This is a genomic window from Parafrankia discariae (assembly GCF_000373365.1).
Lineage (GTDB): Bacteria > Actinomycetota > Actinomycetes > Frankiales > Frankiaceae > Parafrankia > Parafrankia discariae.
Genome location: NZ_KB891241.1, coordinates 200464 through 227031, shown reverse-complemented (window position 1 = coordinate 227031; position 26568 = coordinate 200464). Strand labels below are relative to the sequence as shown.

15 protein-coding genes are annotated in these 26568 nt (G+C 74.7%); 6 read left to right on the top strand and 9 right to left on the bottom strand.

Going from position 1 to position 26568, the window contains the following annotated elements; translation table 11 throughout:
- Nucleotides 1-188: 188 nt before the first annotated feature.
- The 4 genes from ppgK (at nucleotide 189) to B056_RS0125340 (ending at nucleotide 5312) form a co-directional block, all read left to right on the top strand.
- Nucleotides 189-1016, top strand: coding sequence for a polyphosphate--glucose phosphotransferase (ppgK, locus tag B056_RS0125355; protein ID WP_026240132.1), 828 nt, complete (start codon nucleotides 189-191; stop codon nucleotides 1014-1016).
- A 415-nt stretch (nucleotides 1017-1431) separates the two neighbouring features.
- Nucleotides 1432-3684, top strand: coding sequence for a septation protein SepH (gene sepH, locus B056_RS0125350; protein WP_018504661.1), 2253 nt, complete (start codon nucleotides 1432-1434; stop codon nucleotides 3682-3684).
- Nucleotides 3685-3840: 156 nt separating this feature from the next.
- Nucleotides 3841-4041: a DUF7455 domain-containing protein gene (locus B056_RS0125345; RefSeq protein WP_020458878.1), complete on the top strand. Its 201-nt coding sequence runs from the start codon at nucleotides 3841-3843 to the stop codon at nucleotides 4039-4041.
- Between the two features lie 155 nt (nucleotides 4042-4196).
- Nucleotides 4197-5312 (top strand): YihY/virulence factor BrkB family protein, encoded by a 1116-nt coding sequence (locus B056_RS0125340; RefSeq protein ID WP_407672418.1) that lies wholly within the window; start codon nucleotides 4197-4199, stop codon nucleotides 5310-5312.
- Between the two features lie 64 nt (nucleotides 5313-5376).
- Here the strand turns inward: B056_RS0125340 and B056_RS37910 are convergent, their stop codons facing one another.
- From B056_RS37910 to B056_RS39690, 3 genes are all read right to left on the bottom strand, one after another.
- Nucleotides 5377-7032 (bottom strand): LCP family protein, encoded by a 1656-nt coding sequence (locus B056_RS37910; RefSeq protein WP_230203176.1) that lies wholly within the window; start codon nucleotides 7030-7032, stop codon nucleotides 5377-5379.
- A 797-nt stretch (nucleotides 7033-7829) separates the two neighbouring features.
- On the bottom strand, nucleotides 7830-8054 hold the full coding sequence (locus B056_RS46190) for a CoA transferase (RefSeq protein WP_018504657.1): 225 nt from the start codon (nucleotides 8052-8054) through the stop codon (nucleotides 7830-7832).
- Nucleotides 8054-8281, bottom strand: coding sequence for a CoA transferase (locus tag B056_RS39690; protein WP_018504656.1), 228 nt, complete (start codon nucleotides 8279-8281; stop codon nucleotides 8054-8056). Before B056_RS39690 ends, B056_RS46190 begins: the two co-directional genes overlap by 1 nt.
- 524 nt (nucleotides 8282-8805) lie before the next feature.
- Between B056_RS39690 and B056_RS0125320 the strand changes: the two genes are divergently transcribed.
- A complete protein-coding gene (locus tag B056_RS0125320) occupies nucleotides 8806-10212 on the top strand; it encodes an aminopeptidase P family protein (protein WP_018504655.1) in 1407 nt (468 codons plus the stop codon).
- Nucleotides 10213-10468: 256 nt separating this feature from the next.
- Here the strand turns inward: B056_RS0125320 and B056_RS0125315 are convergent, their stop codons facing one another.
- The 5 genes from B056_RS0125315 to B056_RS0125295 form a co-directional block, all read right to left on the bottom strand.
- Nucleotides 10469-10810: a histone-like nucleoid-structuring protein Lsr2 gene (locus tag B056_RS0125315; protein ID WP_006542630.1), complete on the bottom strand. Its 342-nt coding sequence runs from the start codon at nucleotides 10808-10810 to the stop codon at nucleotides 10469-10471.
- Nucleotides 10811-12632: 1822 nt separating this feature from the next.
- The gene (locus B056_RS0125310; protein ID WP_020572704.1) at nucleotides 12633-13460 is read right to left on the bottom strand and encodes an ABC transporter ATP-binding protein; all 828 of its coding nucleotides are present in this window, start codon (nucleotides 13458-13460) and stop codon (nucleotides 12633-12635) included.
- A 205-nt stretch (nucleotides 13461-13665) separates the two neighbouring features.
- Nucleotides 13666-17868 (bottom strand): SpoIIE family protein phosphatase, encoded by a 4203-nt coding sequence (locus B056_RS0125305; protein WP_018504653.1) that lies wholly within the window; start codon nucleotides 17866-17868, stop codon nucleotides 13666-13668.
- A complete protein-coding gene (locus tag B056_RS0125300) occupies nucleotides 17865-20633 on the bottom strand; it encodes a bifunctional acetate--CoA ligase family protein/GNAT family N-acetyltransferase (RefSeq protein WP_018504652.1) in 2769 nt (922 codons plus the stop codon). The genes B056_RS0125305 and B056_RS0125300 overlap by 4 nt, the downstream gene beginning before the upstream one ends.
- Complete coding sequence (locus B056_RS0125295; RefSeq protein WP_018504651.1) at nucleotides 20630-22144, bottom strand: acetoin utilization protein AcuC; 1515 nt, start codon at nucleotides 22142-22144, stop codon at nucleotides 20630-20632. The genes B056_RS0125300 and B056_RS0125295 overlap by 4 nt, the downstream gene beginning before the upstream one ends.
- Nucleotides 22145-22266: 122 nt before the next feature.
- On the opposite strand from B056_RS0125295, the gene B056_RS0125290 reads away from it, so the two are divergent.
- The gene (locus B056_RS0125290) at nucleotides 22267-23865 is read left to right on the top strand and encodes an AMP-binding protein (protein WP_230203174.1); all 1599 of its coding nucleotides are present in this window, start codon (nucleotides 22267-22269) and stop codon (nucleotides 23863-23865) included.
- Between the two features lie 241 nt (nucleotides 23866-24106).
- Here the strand turns inward: B056_RS0125290 and B056_RS0125285 are convergent, their stop codons facing one another.
- Nucleotides 24107-25381 carry an RNA polymerase sigma factor gene (locus B056_RS0125285; RefSeq protein WP_018504649.1) on the bottom strand — a complete coding sequence of 425 codons (1275 nt, stop codon included), beginning with the start codon at nucleotides 25379-25381 and terminating at the stop codon, nucleotides 24107-24109.
- Between the last annotated feature and the right edge of the window lie 1187 nt (nucleotides 25382-26568).

Sequence of the window (26568 nt, the reverse complement as noted above, 5' to 3'; positions counted from 1 at the left end):
TCCACCGGAGACCGGGCCCACCACCGAAAGCGCCCGCCGCCGCCACGGCGTCGGGCGGGCCTGCGAAACTACGACAGGCACAGCCAGGCCAGCCAGGCCAGGCAGGGTCAGGCACGGCTCGGCACGACGCGGCACCCGGGTCCGGGGGACGACCGCTCGGCCAGCGACACATGCGGGAGGACGGCGCGATGCGGGTCTTCGGGGTCGACATCGGTGGGACGGGCATCAAGGGCGCCCCGGTCGACATCGAGGACGGCACGCTGGCGGCGCCGCGGTTCCGGGTGCCGACACCGCAGCCCGCGGACCCGGAGTCGGTCGCGCGGACCGTCGCGGAGGTCGTCGCGCACTTCGAGTGGACCGGCCCGGTCGGCGCCACCTTCCCGGCGGTGATCAAATCCGGGGTGGCCCGCACCGCCGCGAACGTCGACGAGGGCTGGATCGACACCGACGTCTCCGCGGTGCTCGGCGGGGCGCTCGGGCCGGCCCTGGCCGGTTCGGAGGTCGCCGTCGTCAACGACGCCGACGCCGCCGGAGTGGCCGAGATGGCGTTCGGCGCCGGCCGTGACACCTCCGGCCTCGTCGTCATGACGACGTTCGGCACCGGCATCGGGACCGCCCTGTTCCTGCACGGCCAGCTCGTGCCGAACACCGAGCTGGGACATCTGGAGATCCACGGCCACGACGCGGAGACTCGGGCGTCCGAGGCCGTCCGGGAACGCGAGGACCTCTCCTGGGAGAAGTGGGCCAAGCGGGTCAACCGCTACCTGAGCACCCTCGAGGCCCTGCTGTGGCCGGATCTGATCATCGTCGGCGGCGGCGCCAGCCGAAAGGCGGAGAAGTTCTTCGACCATCTCGAACTGCGGACTAAGGTGGTGCCCGCCCAGCTCCAGAACGAGGCCGGCATCGTCGGGGCGGCGCTGTACGCCGGCGGTGACCAGACCCGTGCCCGGCCCGCTCCACGCCCGGCCCGCCGGCGCGGGCCGGCGACCCGGCCCCCCGGCGGTCGCCGTCCCTGAGCGCTGCCGCTGAACTCCGTCCCCGAGCGCCGTCGCTCCGTCCCTGAGCGCCGCCACCGGCCCCGGCCCGGCTCCCGGCCGGTGGGCGTGATCACGCCGCCCGGCCGGGTGGGCACCGGGGCGGTGATACGTCACACCCGGGCCCGGGACGGGCCCCCGACGTGTTCAGAACCGTCAGCGGGGGTCAGACTGTGCGTGTCGCCCGCCGCAATGCGACCGTCCGGCGCCATCGATGGCAGGCTGTCACCTACCGGGACGCATGGCGGCGAGGCGGTTTCGCGCGCACTCGTGCGCCGGTGCGCCCTGGGGGTGTCCGACAGGGCACCCCGCACGCTCGGCTGCCGTGCGGGCGCCCGGCACGGTGTCCGTGCCGCGCCGGCCGCACGTCAGGAGATCGACGGGAGGAGAAGGCGCCATGCGCGAGCTGCGGGCGGTCGCACTCAGCGAGGACGGCGGTTATCTCGTGCTCGCCGACGCCGCCGGGCGCTCGGACGCGGAACAGTTCCGTGTCGCGGTGGACGATCGGCTGCGCGCGGCGTTGCGCGGAGCCCGACGTAGTGAAGTACGCGCGGAAAGCGCGCTGACCCCCCGTGAGATCCAGGCCCGACTCCGGGCCGGCGAGACCGCCGCCGACGTCGCCCGGGCCGCGGGCATCCCGGTGGAGCGGGTCGAGCGCTACGAGGGGCCGGTGCTGGCCGAGCGCGCCCGGGTGGTCCAGGAGGCGCGCGCCGCGCTGCTGCCCAAGGACCCCGGCGGGGTGCCCGGCCGTCCGCTCGGCGAGGTGGTCGACGCGCGACTGCTCAGCGTTCAGGACAATCCGGACACCGCCCAGTGGGACGCCTGGCGCCGGGTGGACGGGATCTGGCTGGTCCAGCTCACCTCGGACAGCAGATGCGCCCGCTGGACGTGGGACCCGGTGGTGCGCCGGGTGCGCCCGCACGACGACGCCGCCCGGGCGCTGGTCGCCCCCGAATCCGCGGAGCCGCCGGCGCCGCAGCCGGCGCAGCCACCCGTGCGCGCCGCCGGGCCGGCCCTGACCCTGGTGCACGACCAGGGCGCGGCGGCCTACCCGACGCAGTCCACGGCCGGTGGTCCCGGCCAGCAGCTTTCCGGGGCGCAGCCCGCGACGGCTCCCCCGACTACCTTCCCCGCTCCGGCGGCTGTCAACGGGACGGGCTACCTCCCGGGCGCGGCGCCGGGCTACGGGCCGTCACCGGCCCAGGTGCCCGCGGGCACCTCCCCGGACCACCGCCCGGCCGAGCGGGCCGGCGACGGCGACGACTACGCCCCGGACCACCCCGCTCCCGGCTACGGAGCGCCCGACTACGCGGCCCCCGGTCAGGGGGCGGCCGGCCGCGAAGGCCCCGCAGGCGCCGCCCAGGACAGCTCCGCCCGGGACATCACCGGCCAGGACGGCGCGACGCGGGCGGACGGCACGGACCAGGCCGGCCGGGACGAACCCCAGGGCCCGGTGTCCGCCCCGGCCCAGTCCTCCTCCGCGAGCCGTACGGCCGGCGCCGCGCGCCGCAGCATGCCCGGCGCGTGGCCGGCGGCCCAGGGTGGGGCCCCGGGCCTCTCCGGGCGGCACGGTGGCACTGGCGGCCGGCGCGCGGCCACCGCGCCGAGCCGGTTCGGTTCCCGGGAACGCGCCGTCCCGCCGGCCGCACCGGCGGACGAGCCGAGGTCCCTGCCGCGCCCGGGAGCCGAGTACCCCGAGGAGACCACCGCCGTCGACGCTGGGCCGGCCAACGAGCCGCGGTTCACCCACGCCGGCCCGGCCAGCCCGGAGCTCACCCAGGCGGACCTGGTCGCGGCGGCCGAGGCGGCCTTCGCCCCGGAGTCGGCCGCGGCCGACATCCCGAGTGCCGACATCCCGGGTGAGGCCGCTCGCACCGCCGGCCTCGACGAGCACGACGAGGACGAGGACGAGTTCGACGAGGACGGCGACGGCGACCGGCCGGTGCGCGGGACCGCGCCCGCCGGGACCGGTCGGTCCCCGGCTCCCGCACCGGCGGGCCGGCCGGAGCTCCGGCCGGCCGCGATCGTTCCGCCCGCCGCGGAGCAGGCACAGGAGCCCGCCACGCCGGTGGAGCGGGAGCCGCGCCGTCCCGCCGCCGCTGCCGCCCGCCGGCCAGCTGTCGCGCGCACCACGGGCGGCGCCCGTTCACTCGGAGCGCTCGCGGCGGCCGCGGAGGACCTGGACGGCCGCGCGGCGGCCTCGGCGGCTCCGGCCGTCGGCGGCCGGGGCGCCGGGGCACCGGGGCGCGGTGGGGCACCGCGCCGACCGGCGGCGGTCCGGGCCACACCGGCCCGGGCCGAGGACGGGCCGGCGGACCGCCCCGCGCGCTCCGGCCCCGCCGCGGCGGAGCAGCCCGCCCAGCCGGCCACCGCGGCCGACAGCGAGCTCGAGAGCACGGCGCGGGCAACGGCCGCCACGGCCGACGACAGCGCCGCCGAAGCCTCCGCGGAGGCCGCGGCCGACGCGACCGCCGAGGCCGCCACGGAGGCGGCCCAGCAGGCCACACGGACCGCTCAGCAGGCCGCCGCGGGCAACCGCGGACGGCAGCCGGCGGCAGGTCGTGGCGGCGAACGTCCCGCAGGCGGTCGACGTGGACGCAAGTCGGTGCCAGCATGGGACGACATCGTGTTCGGCGCCCGCCGGCCCTAGGAGGGGGTCGAACCCGAGATTCGTCACCGGTCCGCCACGAGGAGGCACCGGGGGCGGAGGCCGCTCTGGATGCAACGACGCCGAGAGAGCCGGCTGTGAGTAAACCGTCACATGGCCAGGCGGAACGTCTGGCCGCTCAACACAGTTGGAGAAGGTGTGACAGGGACTACCACGATGCCGACGCTGACCAACCTCGACCGTTGCGACAGGTGTGGCGCCCAGGCCTACGTCCGGGTCGTACTGCCTGGAGGCGGAGATCTGCTCTTCTGCCGCCATCACGCGAAGTCTCACGACTCCAAGCTCCGCTCGGTCGCAGTCGAGTACCACGACGAGACCGACAAGCTGAGCGTCTCCTGACACGACTGACTCCCGAGGGCATGCCATGATCACATGGCATGCCCTCGACTCGTCACCGGCCCGGTGCCGTGGCCACCGGGCCGGTACGACGAGCATCGTCCGGCGAAAGGACACCCTCACCGGAACCGCGGGCCGATAGTCATACGGTGGGGCGCGTGTCCACCACGGGGAACGACGCGGTGCCGGCCATGGCCCCCCCAGCGGGTGGACCTGGTCCGACCCGCCCCGGCCCGCGCTACCCGACCCGACGGGCGCTACTGGCGCTGCGCGGGTTAGGGGCATGTCTCGGTCCCGGGGGGCACGATCGCGGCGCGACGGTGCGTGATCTCGCCCGACGGCTGCTGCGACCGAGGTCATGGGTCCCCTGGGGAGCCCTGCGCCTGGCGCGGACGACCGTCGCGAACGCCTGGCGACACCGTGTTCTGGGTCTCGCCGCCGAAGCCGGTTTCTGGCAGCTGCTGTCGATGCCCCCGCTGCTCCTGGCGCTGCTGGGCACGATCGGCTACATCGGGGACCTCCTGGGCGGTGACGCCCTCGACAACGTCCGCCAGAGCATCCTGGACGGCGCCGACAACCTGCTGACGGCGTCGGTGGTCGACGACACCGTCCGGCCGACGATCGACGAGATCCTCTCCCGCGGCCGCCCGGACGTCATCTCCATCGGCTTCGTGCTGTCGCTGTGGACCGGGTCCACGGCGATGGCGACGTTCGTGAACACCATCACGATCGCCTACGGGCAGCGGGAGCTCCGCTCGGCGGTCCGCAGCCGGCTGCTCGCCCTCGGGCTGTTCCTGGCCCAGGTGGCGACGGGCGTCCTGCTGCTGCCCGCGCTCGTCCTCGGGCCCGGCCTGCTTTCGGACCTGCTCAACTCCGGCCGACATCCGGTGGTCGACGACCTGCTCAAGGTTCTCTTCTGGCCGGTGGTCGGGGTGGTGTCGCTGGCGATGCTGACGACGCTCTACCACCTGGCACTGCCCGTGCGGCGGTCCTGGCGCCGGGCGCTGCCCGGCGCCGCGCTCGCCCTCTTCCTGTGGCTCGTGGGGAGCTACCTGCTCCGGATGTACCTGGAGCTGGTCTTCAGCAACGAGCTGGTCTACGGCTCGCTCGGCGCGCCCGTCGCCGCGCTGCTGTTCTTCTACATCACGGCGCTGGCCGTGCTGCTCGGCGCCGAGCTGAACGCGGCGATCGACGAGCGCCCGCCACGCCGACGCCGCGGCCCGCGGCACGCCAGGGCCCGGCCGGGCGGGCCGGACCAGGCTCCCCCGCCGTAGCAGCCGCTGTAGCAGCCCCTCGTAGGAGCCGGCTCCCCACCCGCGGGGAGCCGGCTCCTACGCGTCAGTAGGTGCAGCCCACCCCGCCGGACGGCGCGGGGGCGGCCTGGGCCAGGCGCACCGCGCCACCCGCGGACCGCCCGCCGGTGGCGGCGAGGTTCGCGGTGACCACCGAACCGTGGCCGGCGCCGGACGCCGGCACGGCGGCGCCGCGGGCGGGAGGCCCGGCGGCCTGCGGCGGGGAGCCGCCGATCCCGGCGAGCAGCGTCGTCAGCTCGTCGGTCTTCGCCAGGAGCACGGACTGCCCGCCAGCCTGGGACGGCGTCGCCGGGACGGTGGCGAAGGTGACCCCGCCGGTGCTGATGCCCTGCATCCTGACGGCGAGCAGGCGCAGATCGGTGAGCGAGGTGTGCTCGTCGAGGGTCAGCGCGGAGGTGGCCGCGTCCACGACGTCGAGCAGCTTGCGCGGGTTGAGCAGGGTCCCGGTGGAGGCGACCTCGCGGAAGACCGCGCCGAGGAACTGCTGCTGGCGGTGGATCCGGTCGAGGTCGCTGCCGGGCAGGCCGTACCGCTGTCGGACGAAGGCCAGCGCCTGCTCGCCGGTGAGCGTGTTGTCGCCGACCTGGCCGTGCCAGCCGGAGTACCGGTCGTTGAGGTTGTCGAAGCCCTGCGCCTTGAGCTCGGGGGTCAGCTCGTTCACGCAGACGGTGACGCCGCCGAGGGCGTCCGTCATCGCCTGGAAGCCCAGGAAGTCGATCTCGAGGTAGTGGTCGATCCGGATGTTGGTGAGCGTCTCGATCGTCCGGACCAGTAGGGACGGCCCGCCGTAGGCGAACGCCGCGTTGAGCTTGGACTTCTGCGCGTCGTGCTGGGTGCCGTCGGAGTCGGTGTAGCCCGGGATCTGTACCCACAGGTCACGGGGGAAGGACACCAGGGTCGTCGAGCCGTCGGAGTCGAGGTGGGCGAGGATCGTGGTGTCCGAGCGCTGTCCCTCGGCCTGGCCGAACTCGCCCTCGGTGCCCGCGCGGGTGTCCGAGCCGACCAGCAGGATGTTCTGGGTGCCCCCGCCGGCGGCGGAGGGCCGGGCGGCGGAGTCGGAGAACGTGAGCTCGATGTGGTTGACCTTGCCGTCGTAGTGGCGCAGCACGGCCCAGCCGCTGGTGGCGACGACCAGGACGGCCACCGAGACGATGGCGGCCACCAGGGTCACCGTCCGGCGTACGCCGCTCACCGGGCGGCGGGGCTCCTCGGCGGGCAGGTCCTCGCCCGGTGTGTCGTACGGCCCGCGCGGGCCGCCGTACCCGGGCGCCGGGCCGCCCGGCGCGCGGTACCCGCCGGGCCCGCCGTTCGGGCCGGGGCGGGACCGCCCGCCTTCCGCGCCGCCCGGCGGGGGCAGCCGGCGGGTGGGCGGGATCGGCGCCGGAGCCGCCCGGGGCTCGTGGCGCGGCCATGCCCCGGCCGGCCAGTTCTCCTCGCCGGACGCCGGACGGCCCCGCGCCGGACGGCCCGCCGGCGGGCGCCCCTGCGCCTGGCGGTCGCGGCTGTCCCGCGCCGGGCGCTCCTGCGGCGGGCGGCCCTGCGGCGGGCGGCCGGGAACCGGTGGGCGGCCCTGGCCCTGACCTGGGTACCCGGGGCGGCCGGATCCCGCGCCGGGCGGTGGACGGCGGCGGTCGCGCGGGTCCCGGCCGTCCGGATCGCCACTGTTCGGAGGCCAGGTCATGGCCACGTTCCCCTCGCTCACCCGCCGGGTACGAGGATCATCGTTCCCGACGGTCCCGACAGGTTCACGCCGCAGACCGCCTGCCCGCCGCGCCACCGGCCGCCGCGAGGCGGCAGCGAGGGCGGTGGTCGGGATCTCGTCCGACGCTCACACCGGGTTGGCCGGTGCTGTACCGCTCGGTACCCATCGGACCGCCGCGGCCGGCCCCCGGGCGCCGCCTGGGCGAACCCGCGGACCTCCACGTCGGCCCATCACTGTTCTACCGGTGTTCCGCCGGCTTGCTCCGTTGTACCGGTATCTCTGCCGACATCCAGTGGTGTCGTCTGTAGTCCGGCAGTCCGGTCGGTGCCGGCACCGCTTGTTTCGAGCCGTCCACGCCGCCGGAAACCGGGCTGCCCGTTCTGCCCCAGCCTCGCACGCTCCGGCGGGACGCGGTAGCTACGGCCAACCAGCCGGCCACGCCGGTCGGGTGGATGGGTAGCCGCGCACGGGCCGGGTCAGCCGGCGGCGGGGCCCGCGAACTCCGTCCGTGCCGTGGCGTCCTCCGTGTCGAGCGCGGCCGCGGCCGGGTGTTCAGACGGGTCCGGATTCCGGTGTCACCACCCGCGAACGCGAACGCGACAAAGGGGGCGATGGAGTGACGGCCGTTTCCGATCCGTGGCGTCCCGTGGCTCGGTGACCTCCGTGACACAGTGGCGTCCGTGGCGCAGTGGCATCTGTGGCGCAGTGGCGCCGGTCGCGGGATAGACCGCCCGGTCCCCGCCAGCAGGCGGACCGAAGAGTCGAACAGAACAATATCAAGATGAGTTCCGGGGGCGGACCACGATCGGAACACCCGGTTTGACGGGCTCCTCACCCGGGTGTCCGGTGATCGACATCAGGTCCGCGGCCGCCGGCCCGCCAGAGTCGTATGCCGACCGCTCCCCGCACGGACCCGTTTGCCCGAAGCCGGAGATGCTGACGTATATGAGGCGGGGATTGCGCGCCGTGAGCACATCGACGACGCGGTCCGGCCGATCCATCACCCCGCGAGGCGGAAGTTCTCGACCAGAACATCGACCCGGTCGACGATCCGCAACAGAAAGTCACGGTCCGTCGTCTCCCCGAGATCCGGGACGACGGATTGCTCGCCATGGTTGACCCGCGCGAAGTACAGCGACCGACCGTCCATGAACGGACCGTGGGTACGGGGGTCGTCCGCGCCACCGGGTCGTTCGGCCTTGATGACCCGGGGACCGGAGATCGGCACACATCATCGTCGCGAACGGGCCGGCCAAAATTCGGATCAGATCGACGATGAGAAGACCTGCCATCCGGCCGGTCGTGGTCGCCACGGCGAACGGCGCTACCCGACCACCGCGGAAGCGGCCTACCGTTAGCGGCATGAGTGCCCAGTCCCACCAAACACCAGCTTCACGCCCGGTCGCGGAGCGATCCCCCGACGGTACGGCCGACGACGTCGCACACCGGACGACTCCCGCTTCGGACGGCGCGGAAGTGGAACGCGTCGCATCTTCGCCGGACACCGGCACACCGGGGCTCCAGGAGGCCACCGCGGCACCACCAGGGAAATCGATCCAGCCGGACGCGGAATCCTCGGAACCGACCATCGGGACAACCCGGGCACAGGAGCCGGCGGGGGTAACCATCACACCGGGGGCTCCCCCCACCACCACGGACCGTCCGACGACGGAGGAACAAGCTGCGGACGAACTGGGCAGGACCGGACAGGCTAAGCACGACGAGGAACCACACGCGGCCTTCAGGCGTTTCATGGCGAGCGGCTGGGCCCCGGTGGATGACACCGTCGCGGTGCGTGACGACTGTGCCCCCTACACCACGAAACGGCGCTCGCTTCTGGCCACCCGATTCCCCACCGAAGCGCTTGTCATACCGAGCGGCGGGCTACACGTCCGGGCGAACGACACTGATTACCCGTTCCGCCCCGGCAGTGACTTCTTCTGGCTCACCGGATGTCACGAACCGGACGCCGTCCTGATCCTGCATCCCACCGCCGCCGGCGACCATGACGCCGTGCTCTATCTCGCTGACCGATCCGACCGATCGAGTTCCGCGTTCTACACGGACCGCCGTTACGGCGAACTGTGGGTGGGCCCCCGGCCCGGTGTCCGGGAGACGACCACGGCTCTCGACATCGAATGCCGGCCGCTACCGGAACTCCCCGAAGCCCTGGCCCGTCTCGCGCCCGCCAGGACCCGTGTCGTACGCGGGCTGGACGCCCGGGTGGACCGCGCGGTGAGCCGGTGGTCGCCGACCGGCTCGTCCGCCGACCGGGACGCCGCGCTGGCCGAGACCCTCTCCGAGCTCCGGCTGGTCAAGGACGACTTCGAGATCGCCCGGCTGGACGAGGCGGTCGCGGCCACCGCGCTCGGTTTCACCGAGTGCGTGGGCGAGCTCGGCCGCGCGGCCACGCTGCCCAACGGGGAGCGCTGGCTGGAGGGAACCTTCTGGCGACGGGCCCGCGTCGACGGCAACGACGTCGGATACGGCTCCATCGTGGCCTGCGGCCCGCACGCGACGACCCTGCACTGGGTCCGCGACGACGGCCCGGTACGGCCCGGTGACCTGGCACTTCTCGACATGGGAGTCGAGGGTCGCTCGCTGTACACCGCCGATGTGACGCGGACGCTGCCGGTGAGCGGACGCTTCAGCCCGCTGCAACGCCAGGTCCACGAGGTCGTCTACCGGGCTCAGCAGGCCGGGATAGACGCGGTCCGTCCCGGCGCCGCGTTCCTGGATCCGCACCGGGCCGCGATGCGCGTGATCGCGCAGGCACTGCACGACTGGGGATTGCTGCCGTCCACGGTCGACGAGTCGCTCAGCGAGGATCCGAAAGCGCCCGGGGCCGGTCTGCACCGGCGCTACACACTGCACTCCACGTCGCACATGCTCGGGCTGGACGTGCACGACTGCGCGCAGGCGCGCGACGAGACCTACCGCGACGCCGCGCTGGAGGCCGGGATGGTACTGACGGTCGAACCGGGGCTGTACTTCCAGCCGGACGACCTCACTGTTCCACCGGAGCTGCGCGGGATCGGCGTCCGGATAGAGGACGACATCCTGGTCACGCCAGGCGGAAGTCGTAACATGTCAGCCGCGCTCGCGCGCTCGGCCGACGATGTCGAAAAGTGGATGGCCGGCGAGGCCGCCAGGCACTGAAACCACGCGGGATCCAGCCGGCCGGCCGCCCATTTGACTGCCCCGAGCGTAGTACGGTCGTCGGCCGGCAATCGGCGATCCGTGGTCCGGTTCCTGCCCATCGGCCGATCGATGGGCAGGAACCGGGACGCGATAAGATGATCACGTCTTCTTCGGCCGCCGGCCCGAGGAGGCCCACCGACTATCACGGTGGTACTCGGGTAGTACCAGGGTCAACCGCTCGGCGCGTCGACCCGGAAAGCAGTCGGGACCCGACTCAGTGAGCCTTGTCGTACGCCTCTACGATGTTCGACGCGATACGACCCCGGTCACTCACCGTGTAGCCGTTGCTGCGCGCCCACTCGCGAATGTCGGCGGTGCGGTCGGTTCCACCGGTACGCCGCGAAGCGGCCCGCGCGCCGCGACGGCCACTGGCCGCCCGGCCACCGGAACGGCGGGCAGCGGTGACGAACGGCGCCAACGACTCCCGCAACTTGGTGGCGTTCTTCTCCGACAGGTCGATCTCATACTGCGCGCCGTCCAGTCCGAACCGGACCGTCTCGTCGGCCTCTTCTCCGCTGAGATCGTCAATCAACGAGACGATGGTCTTCTGAGCCATGCCACTCTCCTTCAGGTCAGCGGACCGCAGAAACTTACGGGTCTAGTATTACCACGAGAAGACGGTGAACTGTCACGCCTGGTTCGTCGGACGCGCGAGGCAACCGTGACGATGGCGCAAGTCGGTGGGCTCGTGGTGGGGTGTCGACCGCACCCAAAGGAGCGGATCGACATCGACATGATAGAAGGATGATCATGTTCTTCGAATCACACCTTCCGGTTCGAAACGTCGACCCACGAACGCCTCCACCGCGCCGCCCGCCAACCCGACGGCGGCCCACCTCGGGGCGCAGACGCCGGTACGCGGACGAGCGGCGACCTTCGTACCCCTGGCGGACCGTTCGATTGGCAGCCAAACGAGGAGCCGTGCCGGCTCGACTTTGGCCGTGCTCCGGCACCGGGAACCCACCGCCGTGTTTGGCAAAGCCGACCCCGGACGCCTGGTGAGTACGCCGGATTCCGCCCCTGACGCTATGCACCCGACCGGAGCGGACTACCGGCTCACCTGGGTGGTGGACGCGGCGAACGTGATTGGCGCACGACCGGACGGGTGGTGGCGGGACCGCGCGGCCGCGGCCGACCGACTACACAGGGACATTCTCACCTTGCTCGCCCGGACCGTTGGACACCGTGATCGGGCCGATGGGCCGGCACGCGTCCTTCTTGTTCTGGAGGGGGCCGCCCGAGCCGGTGTACCGGCCGGCCCGAGCACACCGAAGTTCGTACCCCCCGCGGTCGGTACGGGCGGTATATCCACCGGGCGGCCGGAAGACCCGGCTCCGCCCATGCCACCGGAACTGAAGAGCCCGTTACCCGGAATGGCCGGCGAACCCCCATGGCTCGTGGTGATCCATGCTCCCGCCGATGGGGACGACGCCATCGTGGATGCCGTACGAGCCACGGCCGGACCAGCTCTGGTTGTCACATCGGATCGGGCGCTGGGGGATCGTGTTCGAGCCCTGGGCGCGCGGGTTGCCGGCTCCCGGTGGCTTCGGGATCGCCTCGACGCGGCCACCACACCGAATCACGAAAAATAACTATGTCAGGAATCACACCTATCTGAGCAGGAAGTCCGGCCCGGCGAGCGGGCACTCCGCACGGATGGTGTCCGCCCCGTACCGCGTGCCGGAACTTCCCCGGTCAGAACTCCCGACCAGCCCGGAACTCCCGACCAGCCCGGAACTCCCCCCGGACGCCGGCCGGAACACCTGGCAGAGCTGTGTCGCCCAGGAGACACGCTCCCCGGCCGGGGAGTCCCGTAGGAGATACGCCGCCGACCAGGGGACCCCCCGGAGATACGCCCACGAACGACGCGCCCCTCGGGAGTTGAACCCAACGGGCCGCCGGGTCCCCCGGTGAACGGGGCCGACCAGTCGCCGGCGGGGCCGCCCGACCGGCCCCGGCGGAGCCACCCGGACCCGCCCGCGGGGAGCGAACTCAGCCGGAACGGAAGCAGCCCGATCGGGGGTACCGGCGGGGAACAACCTCGGAAAGCGGCCGTAAGGCCCGTAGAGACACGCTGAGGGCCACTATCGGCCCGCTGGAGACAGGCCCCCCCGCGCAGCCGACCCGGAACGACGCGGGCACGGGTGCCGCTGAACAGCGCCGGCGTGGGTGTCCTCAACGGCGCGGGCATGGATGTCTCTCAGCCACGGGGCGCGCGGGTCTCCTCCGGCCGGGCGCGGCGGACCCGGCCGGCCTCGCCCGGCCGGTGCGGCCTGGGACGGATCAGCAGGCGGAACGGGCGGAACGAAGTCCGGCACGGAGGTGTCCCGCCGTACTCCCGCTCTCGCGCCTCGGCTGTCGGTGGTGCCGGAACGGGCTCAGGCCGGCGCCGGAGCCGGCGGTCGCGGCCGGGGCGCCGGGGCCGCCAGGCGGGCGGCGTAGCGGCCGGCCGCGGACGTTATCTCCAGCGGAATCCCGAAACAGGCCGAGAGCCGGTCGGAGAGCATGACCTCCTCGACCGGTCCGGCGGCGAGAACCTGGCCGCGGCGCAGGAGCAGCGCGTGCGTCACGCCGACCGGGATCTCCTCGACGTGATGGCTGACCAGCACGGTGACCGGGGCGACCGGATCGGCGGCGAACCGGGTCAGCAGCCGCAGCAGGGCCTCCCGCGCGCCCAGGTCCAGCCCGCCGGCCGGCTCGTCCAGCAGCAGGAGCTCGGGGTCGGTCATCAGCGCCCGGGCGATCTGGACCCGCTTGCGCTCCCCCTCGGAAAGGGTGCCGAAGGTGCGCTCGACCAGGCCCCGGCAGCCGAACTGACCGAGCAGGTCGGCGGCACGGCGAAGGTCGACGTCGTCGTACGCCTCGTCGGCCCGACCGAGCACGGACCAGCCCGCGGTGACGACGGCGTCGAGGACCCGTTCGTCGGGCGGCGGCGCGTCGGTGAGGACCGGGCTGACGACTCCGATCCGGTAACGCAGATCGTGCAGGTTCACCCGGCCCAGGCGCGCGCCGAGAAGGTCGACCGCGCCGGAGGTGGGGAACAGCCGGGAGGAGGCGATCTGCAGCAGCGTGGTCTTGCCCGCGCCGTTCGGCCCGAGCACCACCCAGCGCTCGCCCTGATTCACCACCCAGCTCACGTCCCGCAACAGGTCAACCCCGTCGCGCCTGACCGTGACCTTGTCGAGGCGCAGCACCGCGTCCGGCATGGCGCTCACGTTACGCGAGGCGCCGCCCCGGCAGACGGCGGGTGGACGTGCCCGTGCGCACGCACCACGGTGCCCCCACCGGATCCCACCTGCCGGGCACGGATCCGTCGCCCGTTGGGCGGAGATCCCTCCAGGCACCCGGCCGGCACGAAGCCGGACCCGCCCGAGCGCCCGGACCCCGCTGGACGTCAGACCCGGCTGGACGTCAGACCCGGCTCGGGTCGATCTCCGCCCACACCAGCTTGCCGTCGCCGACGGGCCGCACGCCCCAGCGCAGCGCCAGCCGGCCGACCAGGTCGAGCCCGCGGCCCGTCTCGTCGTCGGGACCGGCCCGCCGGCGGCGGGGCATCCGGCCGCCGGCGTCCCCGACCTCGACCAGGATGCGCCGGACGCCGCCACCCACCGCACCGACACCCACCGCACCGGCGGCCGCCAGCCGCCGGACCCGGACCGACAGCGGGGCCCGCCCGTGCAGCAGCGCGTTGCCGACGAGCTCGGAGAGCACGAGCACGACGGTGTCGATCACCGGCGGCTCGATCAGGGCGTTCTCCAACGCCACCCGGACCTGGGCGCGGACCTGGCTGAGCCCCACCGAGGGATCGGCGGAGACGTCCAGCGGCTCGGCCAGCGGGTCCGGCACGGGCAGCCGGGCGAGCAGCAGCGCGACGTCGTCGCCGGGCGGCGGGCCGCCCACGCCCACCCGGGCCGCGCAGGCGGCCCGGGCCAGGTCGTCGAGCCGGCCGTCCCACTCCTCGGCCGGACGGGCCAGGACGGCGGCCAGGTTCGAGACCCCGGCGTCGATGTCCAGGTCGCGCCCGCGCACGAGGCCGTCGGTGAACAGGGCCAGCAGCGACCCGGGCCCGAGCGCGACGGTGTACTCGGTCATCGCGTCGCAGGCCAGGCCGAGCGGGGTCGCGGCCGCCATGTAGAGGCGGGAGACGAGGCCGTCCGGGGCGACCACCAGGGGCGGCGGGTGCCCGGCGCTGGCCAGGGTCAGCTGCCCGGTGTCGGTCTCCACGACGGCGTAGATGCAGGTGGCGATCAGATCCTCGGCCAGGTCGGCGACCAGCCCGTCGAGCTGGATGAGGACCTCCGCCGGTGGCAGGTCCAGCCGGGCGCAGGTACGCGCGGCGCTGCGCAGCTGCCCCATGAGCGCGGCGGCACGCACGCCGCGCCCCATCACGTCGCCGATGACCAGCGCGACCCGACCGGCGCCGAGGTCGATGACGTCGAACCAGTCGCCGCCGACCTGGTCGTCCTCGCCCGCGGGCAGGTACCGGGTGGCCAGGTCGAGTCCGGCCGGGGCCGGCGTGCGCGGCAGCAGTGCCCGCTGCAGCGCCAGCGCGTCGCCACCGTCGCGCCCACCGGCCTCGGCGCGTTCCAGGGCGGGCGCCGTACGGGCCGCGACCTCGGTCAGGAAGGGCAGGTCGTCCGCGGTGAACGCGGGGCGCTCACCGGCGGCGATGACGGTCAGCACGCCGGCCGGGCGGCCCCGGAAGGTGATCGGCACCGCCGCGGCGCTGTGTCCTTCGACCCCCCGCACCCAGCGGGCCAGTTCGGGGGTCAGCGCGCCGTCCAGGAAGCCGTCCAGGAAGGGGAGGTCGGTGCGGGCGGGCAGGAGCACGGGATCGGCGCCCGCGGCGACCTCGGCGAGCGGGCCCGCCCCGGGCAGGACGAGCGCGGGCGCACCGGGCGGCGCCGCGGCGGTGAGCCCGTCGCGGGCCGCGAACACCGCCGGACGCGCGCCGGGCAACGCGAGCGCCGTGGGCGACGCGGGCCGCCCGGACGCCCCGGACGCCGCTGAAGTCTCGGCCTCGTCGGCGGGCGGCAGCAGGTGGATGACACAGACGTCGGCGATCTCCCCGGCGACCGCCGTGGCCAGCGCCACCAGGGCTCGCTCCGGGCTGGTGGCCGAGGCCACCGCCTCGCCCGCGCGGGCGAGCTGCTCCAGCCGCCGCCGCGCGGCACCCGCCGCCGACTGCTGGACGTCCGCCGCCGCCAGCGCCGCCGTCAGCTCGGCCTCGGCCTCGTCGCGGTCCCGCCGGCTGCGCGCGGTGTCGGCGGCCAGCCGCTCGAACAGGGTCGCGCGTTCCAGGGCCTGCGCGCACTGCTCGGCCATCGCCATCAGGAATGCCTGATCGTCGGGGTCGAACTCACGCGGCGACGGGAATCCGAGGTGGAGCACGCCGAAGGGCACGTCGGTGGTCGCGAGCGGCAGCAGCGCCCAGGCGTGCTCCGGCCCCGGCTCGACCGCGCCGAGCAGGTCCGCGACGGGCCAGCGCCCGCTGAGCTCGTCGCGGCTGCGCAGGAACAGCGCCCGCCGGCCGCGGATGACCTCGGCGAGCGGGTGGATGGCGCCGAGGCCGACCTCCGACCAGCGTTCGGCGTACTGGGCCGAGGTGCCGACCAGGGAGCGGAACCGGAGCCGGTCGTCGCTCTCGTCGATCAGCGCCACGCCGCGGCCCACGGCGCGCGCGGCCCGCCCGCCGCTGTCGAGCACCACCGCGACGACGTCGTCGACGGTCACCGCCCGCCCGAGGGCCGAGGTCAGCCGCCATGACTGCTCGCGGCGCCAGGTGGCCTCGTCAGCCGGGTCGCCCTGCGCGGCCCGCGGCTCGCGGACGGAGCGAGCGTCGGTGACGTCGGCCAGCACGCCGATCCACTCGACCTGCGGCCCGTCCACCACGGGCACCAACCGGGCCGTGATCGTCCGGTGCGCGCCGGTGACGTCCGGGACGCCGAACTCGGTGTCGAACGGCTCGCGGCGCTCGATCGCGCCGTGCCAGGCGCGGGCGACCCGCTCGCGGTCGTCCGGCCCGATCGCGTCGAGCCAGCCGAAACCGGCGGCCTGCGCGCCGCTCTGGCCGGTGGCCGCCCGCCAGCGGGGCAGGTCGGTGTCGAGCGCGCCGTCCCCGCCGGCGTGGAAGACGTCCGCCGCGGTGGCCTCGCCCAGCGCCCGCTCCCGGGCGACGGCGCGGGTGTGGTCCCGCTCGGCGGTCTTCGCGCGGGTCGCGTCGAGGGCGACGAGGACCGCGCCCGCGCGGGCACCGAGCCGGTCGGTGGCCGGATACCAGCTCGCCGACCAGGTCTGGTTCGGGCCGGCACCGCCGGTGGCGACCCCGATCTCGAGGTCGGTCACCGCCTCGCCGGTGCGCAGGACGCGGGACAGCAGGCCGTCCATCTCCTGGCCGATCTCCCCGAGGAGCTCGGCCATCGTGCGGCCCAGGTGCTCGGCGGCCGGGCGGCCGTTGAGCCGCGCGAGGACGTCGTTCACCCGGAGGTAACGGCCGGCGGCGTCGTACAGGGCGAGCCCGACGGGGGCCTGGTCGAACAGGGCCTCCCGCAGCGCCGCCCCGGCGGCGTCCGCGTCCTCCGGCGCCCCGCCACCGCCCGGGTGGGACGACCCGACCGGAACCGGCCCGTCGGGGCCCGCCCCACTGGCACCGGCAGCACCCGCACCACCGGCGCCACCCGCATCACCGGCGCCACCCGGGCCCGGACCGGCCCCGGAATCGGGTTCGAGGGGCGGGACTCCCCAGGGCGTACCGAAGTCAGACGACGCCGGCCCGTGCGGCGGCCGCCCGGGTGGGAAGCCGGGCGTGACCGCGAAACCCGGCCCGAGGTCGCCGGGGAAACCGCGCTCGCCGTCGGACGACGCGGACGCCATGGACCCGGGCTGCCCCGGCCCGCCGGATTCCTGCCCGGTAGCGGCCTGCCCTCCGGGGAAGGGCACCGGCGGCGGGAACTCGGACGACGGGAACTCGGACGACGGCGGGGCGGCCACGGTCGGCGGCGGGGCCGGCGCGGTGGACTCCCCCGGCGGGGGCACCGGCGGCGGGGTGTTCCCGCCCGCGGGCGGGGCCACCGCCGGCGGCGGCCCCGGGATCAGTCCGGCGAGCGGCACGATGTCCGGCGGTGCCCCGACGGGGGCGCCCGCGTCGGAGGACTGCCCGCCTCCCCCGGGCCCGGGGGACGGTGGCTCAGCCGGCGGCGGCCCCCCGGGCGGCGGGAAGCCTGGCGGCGGCAGGCCGACCGAGGACATCGGCGGCGGCGCGTCGTCGCCTCCCACGAGCGGCTCCCATCCGGAGGGCGTCCCCCGCGGGCCGGTGGGCATCGCCCCGCCGGTGACGTCGGTGTACGAGGGCCAGCCGACCGGCCCGCCGGCCCAGCCGCTGTTCCCACCCGCCCACTCGGAACCGGGAGCACCGAGCCCGCCCAGGCCGCCCAGCGCGCCCGGACCGGCCAGACCGTCGAGACCGCCGGAACCGTTGTGACCGTTGAGACCGCCGGGACCGGTCGGGTCCGGACCACCGGCTCCGGCCGGCCCGTCGCCGGTGGCTTCGTGGGCCTGCGCCTCTGGGCCGGCGGACGGCCGGCCGGCGGGCTGCGCGGAGTACGGCGTGGTCATGGCAGACGATTGTGGACGGTGGGGACACGTTGTGCCGAACCGGCCCGGGGCTCCGGCCCGGCCGGCAGGTCCACGACGGGGCGCCAGAACCTGCGCGGACCGGCGTCCGCGCGCGGGGTCGGCGGTGCCAGGACGATGTCCGTGGACAGCACGCTTACCCCGTCCACCGAGACGATCACGGGTTCGAGTGTGAGGTGCTTCACCCCGCCGATGTCGTCCACGAGGCGGGCCAGTCGCAGGAGCAGATCCTCGAGCGCGGCCACGTCCACCGGCGCGGCGCCGCGGTAGCCGAACAGCAGCGGCGCCGCGCGCACCGAGCGGACGAGGCGGGCGGCGTCGGCGTCGGTCAGCGGCAGGATGTGGTGCACCCGGTCGCCCAGCAGTTCGGTGGCCGGGCCGGCCAGCCCGAAGGACACCAGCGGGCCGAATCGGGGATGCTGCTCGGCCCCGGCGACCACCGCGACCCCGCCGGGGACCATCCGCTGCGCGACGATCGGCGCGTCCGGCCCGAGCCGTTCGGTCAGGGCACGCCACGCCGCGCGCACGGCCGCCGGGTCGGGCAGGTCCAGGCGCTGCCCGCCGAGGTCCGGCCGGTGCCGGTACCCGTCGGACAGTGCCTTGAGCGCCACCGGCCAGCCGAGCAGGTCGGCGGCCGCGACCGCCTCGTCAGCGCCGCCGACGACCCGGCGGGGCACCACCTCGATGCCGTAGCAGGCCAGGAGCTCGCCGGCCGCGCCGTCGGTGAGGTGGCCGGTCGTCCCCGCCACGAGCCGGCGGGCATCCTCGGCCCGCACCGGGATGGCCGGCACCGCCCCGGAGGGCAGCGCCCGCCAGTGGGCGTACCCGACGGCCCGGCGCAGCGCCGCGACCGCGCCCTCGGGCGAGGGATAGGCCGGTATCGCGCCGAGTTCCGGCGGCGCCTGCGGGCCCCGCACCGTCGCCAGCAGGGGCACCCGCACCAGCGGCGCGGCGGCGGCCGCGCCGACTCCGGCGGCCACGCCGATCCCCCCGGCTCCCCCGGCCGCACCGGCTCCTCCGGCTCTCCCGGCCGCGCCGGCTCCCCCGGTTCCCCCGGCCGCGTGGCCGGGCGACGACGACGGCAGCCGCACCGCGATCACAAGCAGGGCGTCCACCTCGGTCGAGGCCGACACCAGGGCGTCGCGGAACGCCTCGGCGGTGCTGTCGACCGGCAGCAGCACCTCCCGCACGGCGAGTCCGGCCGCGTCGGCCGCGCGGGCGGTGAACCGCACCAGGGCACGTGAGTCGCCGACCACGGCGACCCGGTTGCCCGCCGGCAGCGGCTGGTTGGCCAGCAGGAGCGCCACGTCCAGGCCCTGCGAGACCCGGTCGACGCCGATCACGCCGGCCTGGCGCAGCAGGGCCTCGTCCAGCGGGGTGCGCTCGGCGAGCACGACCACGACCGGGGTGTCCCGGCCGAGCCGGCGCGCCAGTCGGGCGAACTTGCGCGGGTTCCCGAAGGTCTCCAGGTGCATCAACGCCACACCCGTCGACGGGTCCTCCTCCCAGTACTGCAGAAGATCGTTGCCGCTGACGTCGGCGCGGTCACCGGCGGAGACGAAGACCGAGAACCCCAGCCGGCGGCCCGCGGCCGCCTCCAGCAGCGCCCCGCCGAGCGGCCCGGACTGCGAGTAGCAGCCGATCCGGCCGGCCGGCGGCATCCGCTCGACCAGCGAGGCGTTCAGCCCCACCGCCGGGTTCTGTATCCCGAGGCTGGCCGGGCCGACCACCCGCATGCCGTGCGCGCGGGCGGCGGAGGCGAGCCGCGCGTCGGCGGCGTCGTCCCGCTGGTCGGTCACCACGACCAGGCCGCGCACGCCGTGCCGGCCGCAGGCGGCGACGGCCGCCGGGACCACCTCGGCGGGCACGCAGAGCACCGCGAGGTCGACGGGCCGCGGCGTGTCCGCCACCGAGGCGTACGCCCGGACCGAGGCGACGGCGCCCTCCCCCGCGGCCGCGGCCGGGTTCACCGGGTAAACCGGGCCGTCGAAGCCGCCGGCGAGCAGGTTGCGCAGGACGATGTTGCCCAGCGAGGCGCGGTCCCGGCCGGCGCCGACGACCGCGATGGCCCGGGGGTGCAGCAGTCGGCTCATGGACGCGGCCTCGGCCCGGTGCTCCCGGGCGCGCATGACGTCCACCGAGCGGGCCGTCGGCGCGATGCCGAACGACAGCCGCACCCCGCCGGACTCCCAGGTGCGCGCCACGGTGTAGCCGGCGTCGAGGAACACCCGGATCATCTGCTGGTTCTCGCTGAGGACGTCGGCGTCGAAACGGCGCACCCCGCGCTCGGCCGCGGCGGCGGCCAGGTGCTCCAGCAGCACCGAGCCGAGCCCGCGGCCCTGCTGTGCGTCCTCGACGAGGAAGGCGACCTCCGCATCCGGCGCTGGACGGCCGACGCCGCCGACGGCCTCGGCTGTGTCGACCGCGGCCTCGGCGGCGGCCGGGCGGCCCTCCCAGTGCGCGAGGGCGACGATCTCGCCGCCGATCAGCGCCACCAGGGCGCCGCGGACCCACTGGTCGACGTTGGTCGTCCGGGCGATGTCCTCGTCGCTGAGCCCGCGCCGGACATTGAAGTACCGGAAGTAGATCGTCCGCTGGGACAGCCGGGACCAGAACGGCCGCAGCAGTGCCGCGTCCGACGGCCGGATCGGGCGGATGTGCGCCGTCCCGCCGTCCGACAGGATGACGTCGGCCTCCCAGTGGGCGGGATAGTCGCGCGGCAGGCCGGGATCGGGGCCGGCGTTCACCGGTCCACGAGCGGGTCGAGCCCGTGCAGCGGGAGCACCGCGGCGCGGGTCTGCGCGACCGAGCGGTCCAGCGGGTCGTCGGGGTCGCCCTCGCCGGCGTCCCACGGGTGATAGGCGGCCGAGGCGCCGTCACCGAAGGTCGACGGCATCCCGGCGGCACCGACCGAGTCGTGGCCGGTCGCCGCGCGGACCCGGGCCGGGGCCCCCGCGACCCACTCCTCGGGCAGCGCCCGGGCCGCGTCCAGCGGGGTGTGGGCGGCGATCGCGACGAGCTGCGTCCAGGCCCGCGGCACGACGGCGTCCAGGGCGTAGCCGCCGCCGCCGCAGGCGAGCCAGCGCCCGCCGCACACCTCGTGGGCGAGCTGGTGCAGCGCCTCGTAGGAGGCGCGCTGGCCGTCGAGAGAGAGCCGCAGGTCGGCCAGCGGGTCGAGCGCGTGCGTGTCGCACCCGTGCTGGGTGACCAGGACCTGCGGGCGGAACGCGCGCAGCAGCACCGGGACCACCCCGGAGAAGGCGCGCAGCCAGCCGGCGTCGCCCGTCCCGGGGGGCAGCGCGACGTTCGCCGCCGTGCCCTCGGCGTCGCCCGAGCCGACCTCCCGGGCGAAACCGGTGCCGGGGAACAGCGACCGCCCGCTCTGGTGCAGCGAGATCGTGAGCACCCGCGGATCGTCGTAGAAGGCCGCCTGGACGCCGTCGCCATGGTGCACGTCGACGTCGACGTAGGCGACCCGGCTCGCGCCGGCCGACAGCAGCCAGGCGATGGCGACGGCCGGATCGTTGTAGACGCAGAACCCGCTGGCCGAGCCGCGCATCGCGTGGTGCAGGCCCCCGGCCAGCGACACCGCGTGCCGGTGGGTGCCCGTCCACACCGCCTCGGCGGCGGCGAGCGTCCCGCCGGTCACCAGCGCGGCGGCGGCGTGCATCCGGTCGAAGACCGGGTTGTCGGCGGTGCCCAGCCCGAAGCGGCCCGCCAGCAGGGCGCCGGCCCGCGACCCCGGCGACGCCGCGCGCACCGCGCCGAGGTAGGCGGGATCATGGACGAGCTCGATCAGGTCGTCGCCGGCCATCCCGGCCGGGGCGACGGTGACCCCCGGGGCGTCGAGAAGCCCGACGGCGCCGGCGAGATCCATCGTCAGCTCGAGCCGCACCGGGTGCAGCGGGTGGGTCGGGCCGAAGTCGTAGTCGAGCATCGCCCTGTCCCAGACGATGAGGGCCGACCCACCCGCTCCGGACGCCGCCGGCGCGGGCTCGGCGCCCGCGGAGGGTCCGGCGTTCACGGAGGACCCGGCGTTCACGGAGGACCCGATGTCTGCGGAGGACCCGATGTCTGCGGAGGGCTCGGCGTTCGCGGACGTGCTCACACGATGACGGTAGCTCCGTACCTCCCCCCGCACGACCGTCCCGACGACACCCGCCGTGGCCGGAACAACCGTCCCGGCGGCACCACCGGGGGTCGGCACCGGAGCCGGCGCACCGGCGACGCTGTGGACGGACGTCCCACCCCGACGCATTAGGGTCAGATCACGTGGCCGCAGACGAAGGACCGAAACACGACGAACCACGCGATGGGCGGGACGGCGGTGCGGGCCCGAGCGGACCGGGTGGCCCCCCGCGTCGGGTCGGCGAGGGCACCGTGCTGTGGGAGCCCTCACCGCGACGGGTGGCCGAGGCCTCGGTGACGAGGTACCGGGAGTGGCTGGCCGACGAGCACCAGCTGCGCATCGCCGACTCCACACGGCTACGACTGTGGGCCGAGGCCGAACCCGGCCGGTTCTGGGACTCGGTCTGGGAGTTCTGCGCCGTCGAGGGCGACCGGGGCGACGGGCCGGCGCTGACCGGCACGGCCGTGCCGGACGCCCGCTGGTTCCCGACGGCCCGGGTCAACTACGCGGAGAACGCCCTCACCCGCCGCGGCCCGGCCGCGGCGATCATCGCCGTCCGGGAGGACGGCGCGACCGCGGTGGTGAGCTGGGACGAACTGCGCCGGCAGGTCGCGCGGGCCGCCGCCGGGCTGCGCCGGCTCGGGGTCCGGCCCGGCGACCGGGTCGGCGCGCTACTGCCGAACACGGTGCACGCGGTGGTGGCGATGCTGGCGACGGCGAGCATCGGGGCGGTGTGGGCGTCGTGCTCACCGGATCTCGAGCCGGCCGCGCTCGTCGAACGGTTCACCCAGATCACCCCGCGGGTGCTTCTCGGCGTCGACGGGTACACCCGCGGCGGCCGGGGCTACGACGCGATCCCGCCGCTGGCCGATCTGGCCCGGCGCCTGCCCAACCTGGCGGCCACGGTGCTGGTCCCCTACCTGTCGGCCGACGCCTACCCGCGAGCGGCCGGCGCCGACCTGCCGGGCCTGCTCACCTGGGACGACCTGCTCGCCGCCGAGGAGGAGCCGGCCTTCACCCGGCTGCCGTTCGACGCGCCGCTGTGGATCCTGTTCACCGACGAGACCGCCGGCCCGGCCAGGCCGGTCGTCCACGGGCACGGCGGGATCCTGCTGGAGCACCTGAAGTCGCTGGTGCTGCACCTGGACCTCGGCCCGGACGACCGTTTCTGCTGGCACGGCACGACCAGCGGCATGATGTGGAACTACCAGGTCTCCGGGCTGCTGGCCGGCGCGACGATCGTGCTCTACGACGGCAGCCCGGCCCACCCGGACGTGTCGATCCTCTGGCGGCTCGCCGAGGCCGTCGACGTCACCTGCCTGGGCGTCCCCGTGGCCCTGATCGAGGCCTGCCGGCGTGCCGGGGTGGTGCCGGGCCACATCGCGGACCTCTCGCTGCTGCGCACGGTCGGTGCCTTCGGGGCCCCGTTCACCCCCGAGGCCGGGGCCTGGGTCTACGAGGCGGTGAGCCCGTCGGTCGCCTTCGCCGCCATGAGCGGTGGCACCGAGGTCTGCACCGCGCTGGTCGCGGGGCTGCCGACCGACCCGGTGCGGGCCGGCGAGGCGGGCCCCGCGCTGGGATGCTCGGTCGCCGTCGTCGACCCGTCCGGTCGGGAGGTGGCCGGCGGCGGTACCGGGGAGCTGGTCGTCACCGCGCCGATGCCGTCGGCGCCCCTGTTCGTGTGGGGCGACCCGGCTGGCTCCTGGCTGCTCCAGAAGCACCTGGCGAGGTTCCCGGGCTGGTGGTGGCAGGGCGAGCGCGCGCGGGTGACCAGGGCCGGCGGGATCGTCACCGAAGGCCCGTTGGACGCCGTGGCCGCGCCCACCGGCGCCCGCTCCGCGAACGCATAGGCCCGCGACCACACAGGCCGCAACGCACAGGCCGCAACGCACAGGCGAGAGGCACGCCAAGACGACCGGGTCAACGCGCCGAGGAGCCAAAGGGAAAAGCCGGATCCTCGCCCTCAGGCGAAGATCCGGCCTCCGACCACCCCTGCCGAAGCGGGACCGTACGGCCCACACCCCGGGCGGTCATGGGTGCCGGCCCGCGATGCCGGCGCCCATAGACGACCTCGTCCCAGACGCCGGCTCCTCAGTCGAGGAACTCGCGCAGCCTTCCGGCCACGGCCGGCTTGCGCAGCTCCCGCAGCGTGTCCCGCTCGATCTGGCGGATGCGCTCACGGGTGAGCCCGAGCCGGTTGCCGACCTCGGCGAGGGTGTGCTGCTTCCCGTCGGCGAGCCCGAAACGCAGCCGCATGACCTCGCGCTCACGAGGATTCAGCGCACCGAGGACGTTGTCGATCTCGTCCTGCATGGCGCCGTAGGAGGCGGCGTCGGCGGGCGACGTCGCGTCCGAGTCCTCGATGAAGTCGCCGAGCACGGAGTCGCCGTCGTCGCCGACGGACGTCTCCAGGCTGACCGTGTCCTGCGCGTAACGGCGCAGTTCGACGACCTGTTCGATCGGCATGTCCAGCTCGAGCGCGAGCTCCTCGTCCGTCGGCTCACGGCCGAGGGTCGAGACGAGCTGGCGCTGCAACCGGGTGATCTTGTTGATCTGCTCGACCACGTGCACCGGGATGCGGATCGTGCGGGCCTGGTCGGCCAGAGCGCGGCCGATCGCCTGCCGGATCCACCAGGTGGCGTAGGTGGAGAACTTGTAGCCCTTCGCGTAGTCGAACTTCTCGACCGCGCGGATCAGGCCCAGGTTCCCCTCCTGGACGAGGTCCAGCAGCGTCATACCCCGGCCGCTGTACTTCTTGGCGACCGACACCACGAGGCGCAGGTTGGCCGAGACCAGCTGCTGCTTGGCAGCCTGGCCGTCGGTGACCAGCACGCCCAGGTCCCGACGGAGGCCGTCGGCCAGGTCGTGGTCGGTGTCGAGCTTGTGCTCGGCGAACAGGCCCGCCTCGACGCGCTTGGAGAGTTCGACCTCCTGGGCGGCGTTGAGCAGCGGGACCTTGCCGATCTCCCGCAGGTACATGCGGACGAGGTCGGCGGTGCCGGCGTGGTCGGCGACCGTACGGCCGGCGGCCGGGGTGCCGGGGGTGACACGCCCCTCTTCCTCTTCTTCGACGAGGTCGATTCCCGCGGCACCCAGGCGGGAGATCAGCGCGGGCAGCAGCTCGACGCCGATGTCGGCGGCCTCGAGAGCCTCCCGGAGCTCGGAACGGCTGAGCTCGCCGGTCTCGCGGCCACGCGCGATGAGTTCCGCGACGGCGGAGACGTCGAGCTCGTCGAGCTCGTCGGGGACCGCGGCCAGCGTGCGGCTTGGAGTGTTACGGACAGGAGAAGCGGAGCGACGGGTACGCCGCGGACGCGGGCGTGACTCGTCGGTGCGCTCGGCTAGTTCCAGGGCAGGCAGCGTCATCAGTGGCAGATCCGATGGTCGGTGCGGGTGGGTCGTCTAGTTGCTTGCACGAGAGGTAACGACTGAACAGACGCAACCATTCCCCGTGAAGGCACAGCCGGACGTCAGCGATCGCCGGGCCTACTGGGAAGTGTAGACCCCTGCCATCGGGCCGCTGAACCCGCTGTCGCGAAGACTACCTGGCAGATCGTGTGCTGTGGCGGGAACGAGCAACTATCTCGACGACCCGCGACGTTCACCCTCGACTATCGGTGACCTTTAGTAACGGAGAGTGGTTGCCATGACACCTTAGGGAGCACAATCCAGAGATCGGCGTCACCTTCACGGTGTTCGCGCGAGGGTACGACGCCTCGCACGGTCACGCGACGGACTCCTTTCTCGACCCGGCCGAACGGCGCGGGGACGAATCGGATTACCAGCAGACCACGGCAGTACCCGGTGGGCGCCCCTTCACGCACCCCCGTGTGGTCCGGTTCGCCGATGTGGCACGTGCCACGAGAGGCGATGGCCGCCGACGGGCGAGCCCGGCTCACCCACGGACCGACGCCGTGCCGACGCCCCCCGCGGCGAACGCGCGACGCGCACCGACCTCACCACCCCTCACCCCACCCGGGCCCACCGCACGGCCCGCGCCGAGCACCGCGCGCGACCCACGTCGGGCACCGCGCCCGGTGCCGCGTGTGGCACGCGCCGGGCCTTCTCGCCGACCGCGCCCGCAACACCGGTCGCGCCGACCCCGACATCCACCCGCTCGCCACCGAACGGGATTTCCTCCCGTGGCCGGCGGGCCCTCCCGGAGCCGCCGGCCACGCAGCCGACCGACGATGAAGATCTTTCCGCCGACCGACCAATGATTACCCTACGTAGCGAACCGCCGATCGCCCCGGAACGACTCGAAGAAGTTCGGGACGCGCGTGTCGGGCCGGGCCTGACCGCCGCCGGCGATCGGGACAGGGCCTCCGAACCGGACTTTTCCTACGCCACCGGCCCGGGAACCGCGCGGAGCACCAGCTCGGTAACCCCGCGACAACGGCCTCCCGTTAGCCGGGCCACACCGGGCACCCCCACCAGGCGAGTACGCCGCGTGACCGCTACTCTCTCACGATGTCGGTCTCCCCGATGCCCGCCCCAGCCACCTCGAGCTCCAACCCATCCGCCACCACGCCTGGCACCGCGACCGGCGCCGC

Bases quoted from the DNA above. Each gene is read 5' to 3' on its own strand.
- ppgK (WP_026240132.1), top strand. From the start codon at position 189: ATGCGGGTCTTCGGGGTCGACATCGGTGGGACGGGCATCAAGGGCGCC.
- sepH (WP_018504661.1), top strand. From the start codon at position 1,432: ATGCGCGAGCTGCGGGCGGTCGCACTCAGCGAGGACGGCGGTTATCTC.
- B056_RS37910 (WP_230203176.1), bottom strand. From the start codon at position 7,032: ATGACCTGGCCTCCGAACAGTGGCGATCCGGACGGCCGGGACCCGCGC.
- B056_RS46190 (WP_018504657.1), bottom strand. From the start codon at position 8,054: ATGGATCGGCCGGACCGCGTCGTCGATGTGCTCACGGCGCGCAATCCC.
- B056_RS0125320 (WP_018504655.1), top strand. From the start codon at position 8,806: ATGGCGAGCGGCTGGGCCCCGGTGGATGACACCGTCGCGGTGCGTGAC.
- B056_RS0125315 (WP_006542630.1), bottom strand. From the start codon at position 10,810: ATGGCTCAGAAGACCATCGTCTCGTTGATTGACGATCTCAGCGGAGAA.
- B056_RS0125310 (WP_020572704.1), bottom strand. From the start codon at position 13,460: ATGCCGGACGCGGTGCTGCGCCTCGACAAGGTCACGGTCAGGCGCGAC.
- B056_RS0125305 (WP_018504653.1), bottom strand. From the start codon at position 17,868: ATGACCACGCCGTACTCCGCGCAGCCCGCCGGCCGGCCGTCCGCCGGC.
- B056_RS0125295 (WP_018504651.1), bottom strand. From the start codon at position 22,144: ATGCGTCGGGGTGGGACGTCCGTCCACAGCGTCGCCGGTGCGCCGGCT.
- B056_RS0125285 (WP_018504649.1), bottom strand. From the start codon at position 25,381: ATGACGCTGCCTGCCCTGGAACTAGCCGAGCGCACCGACGAGTCACGC.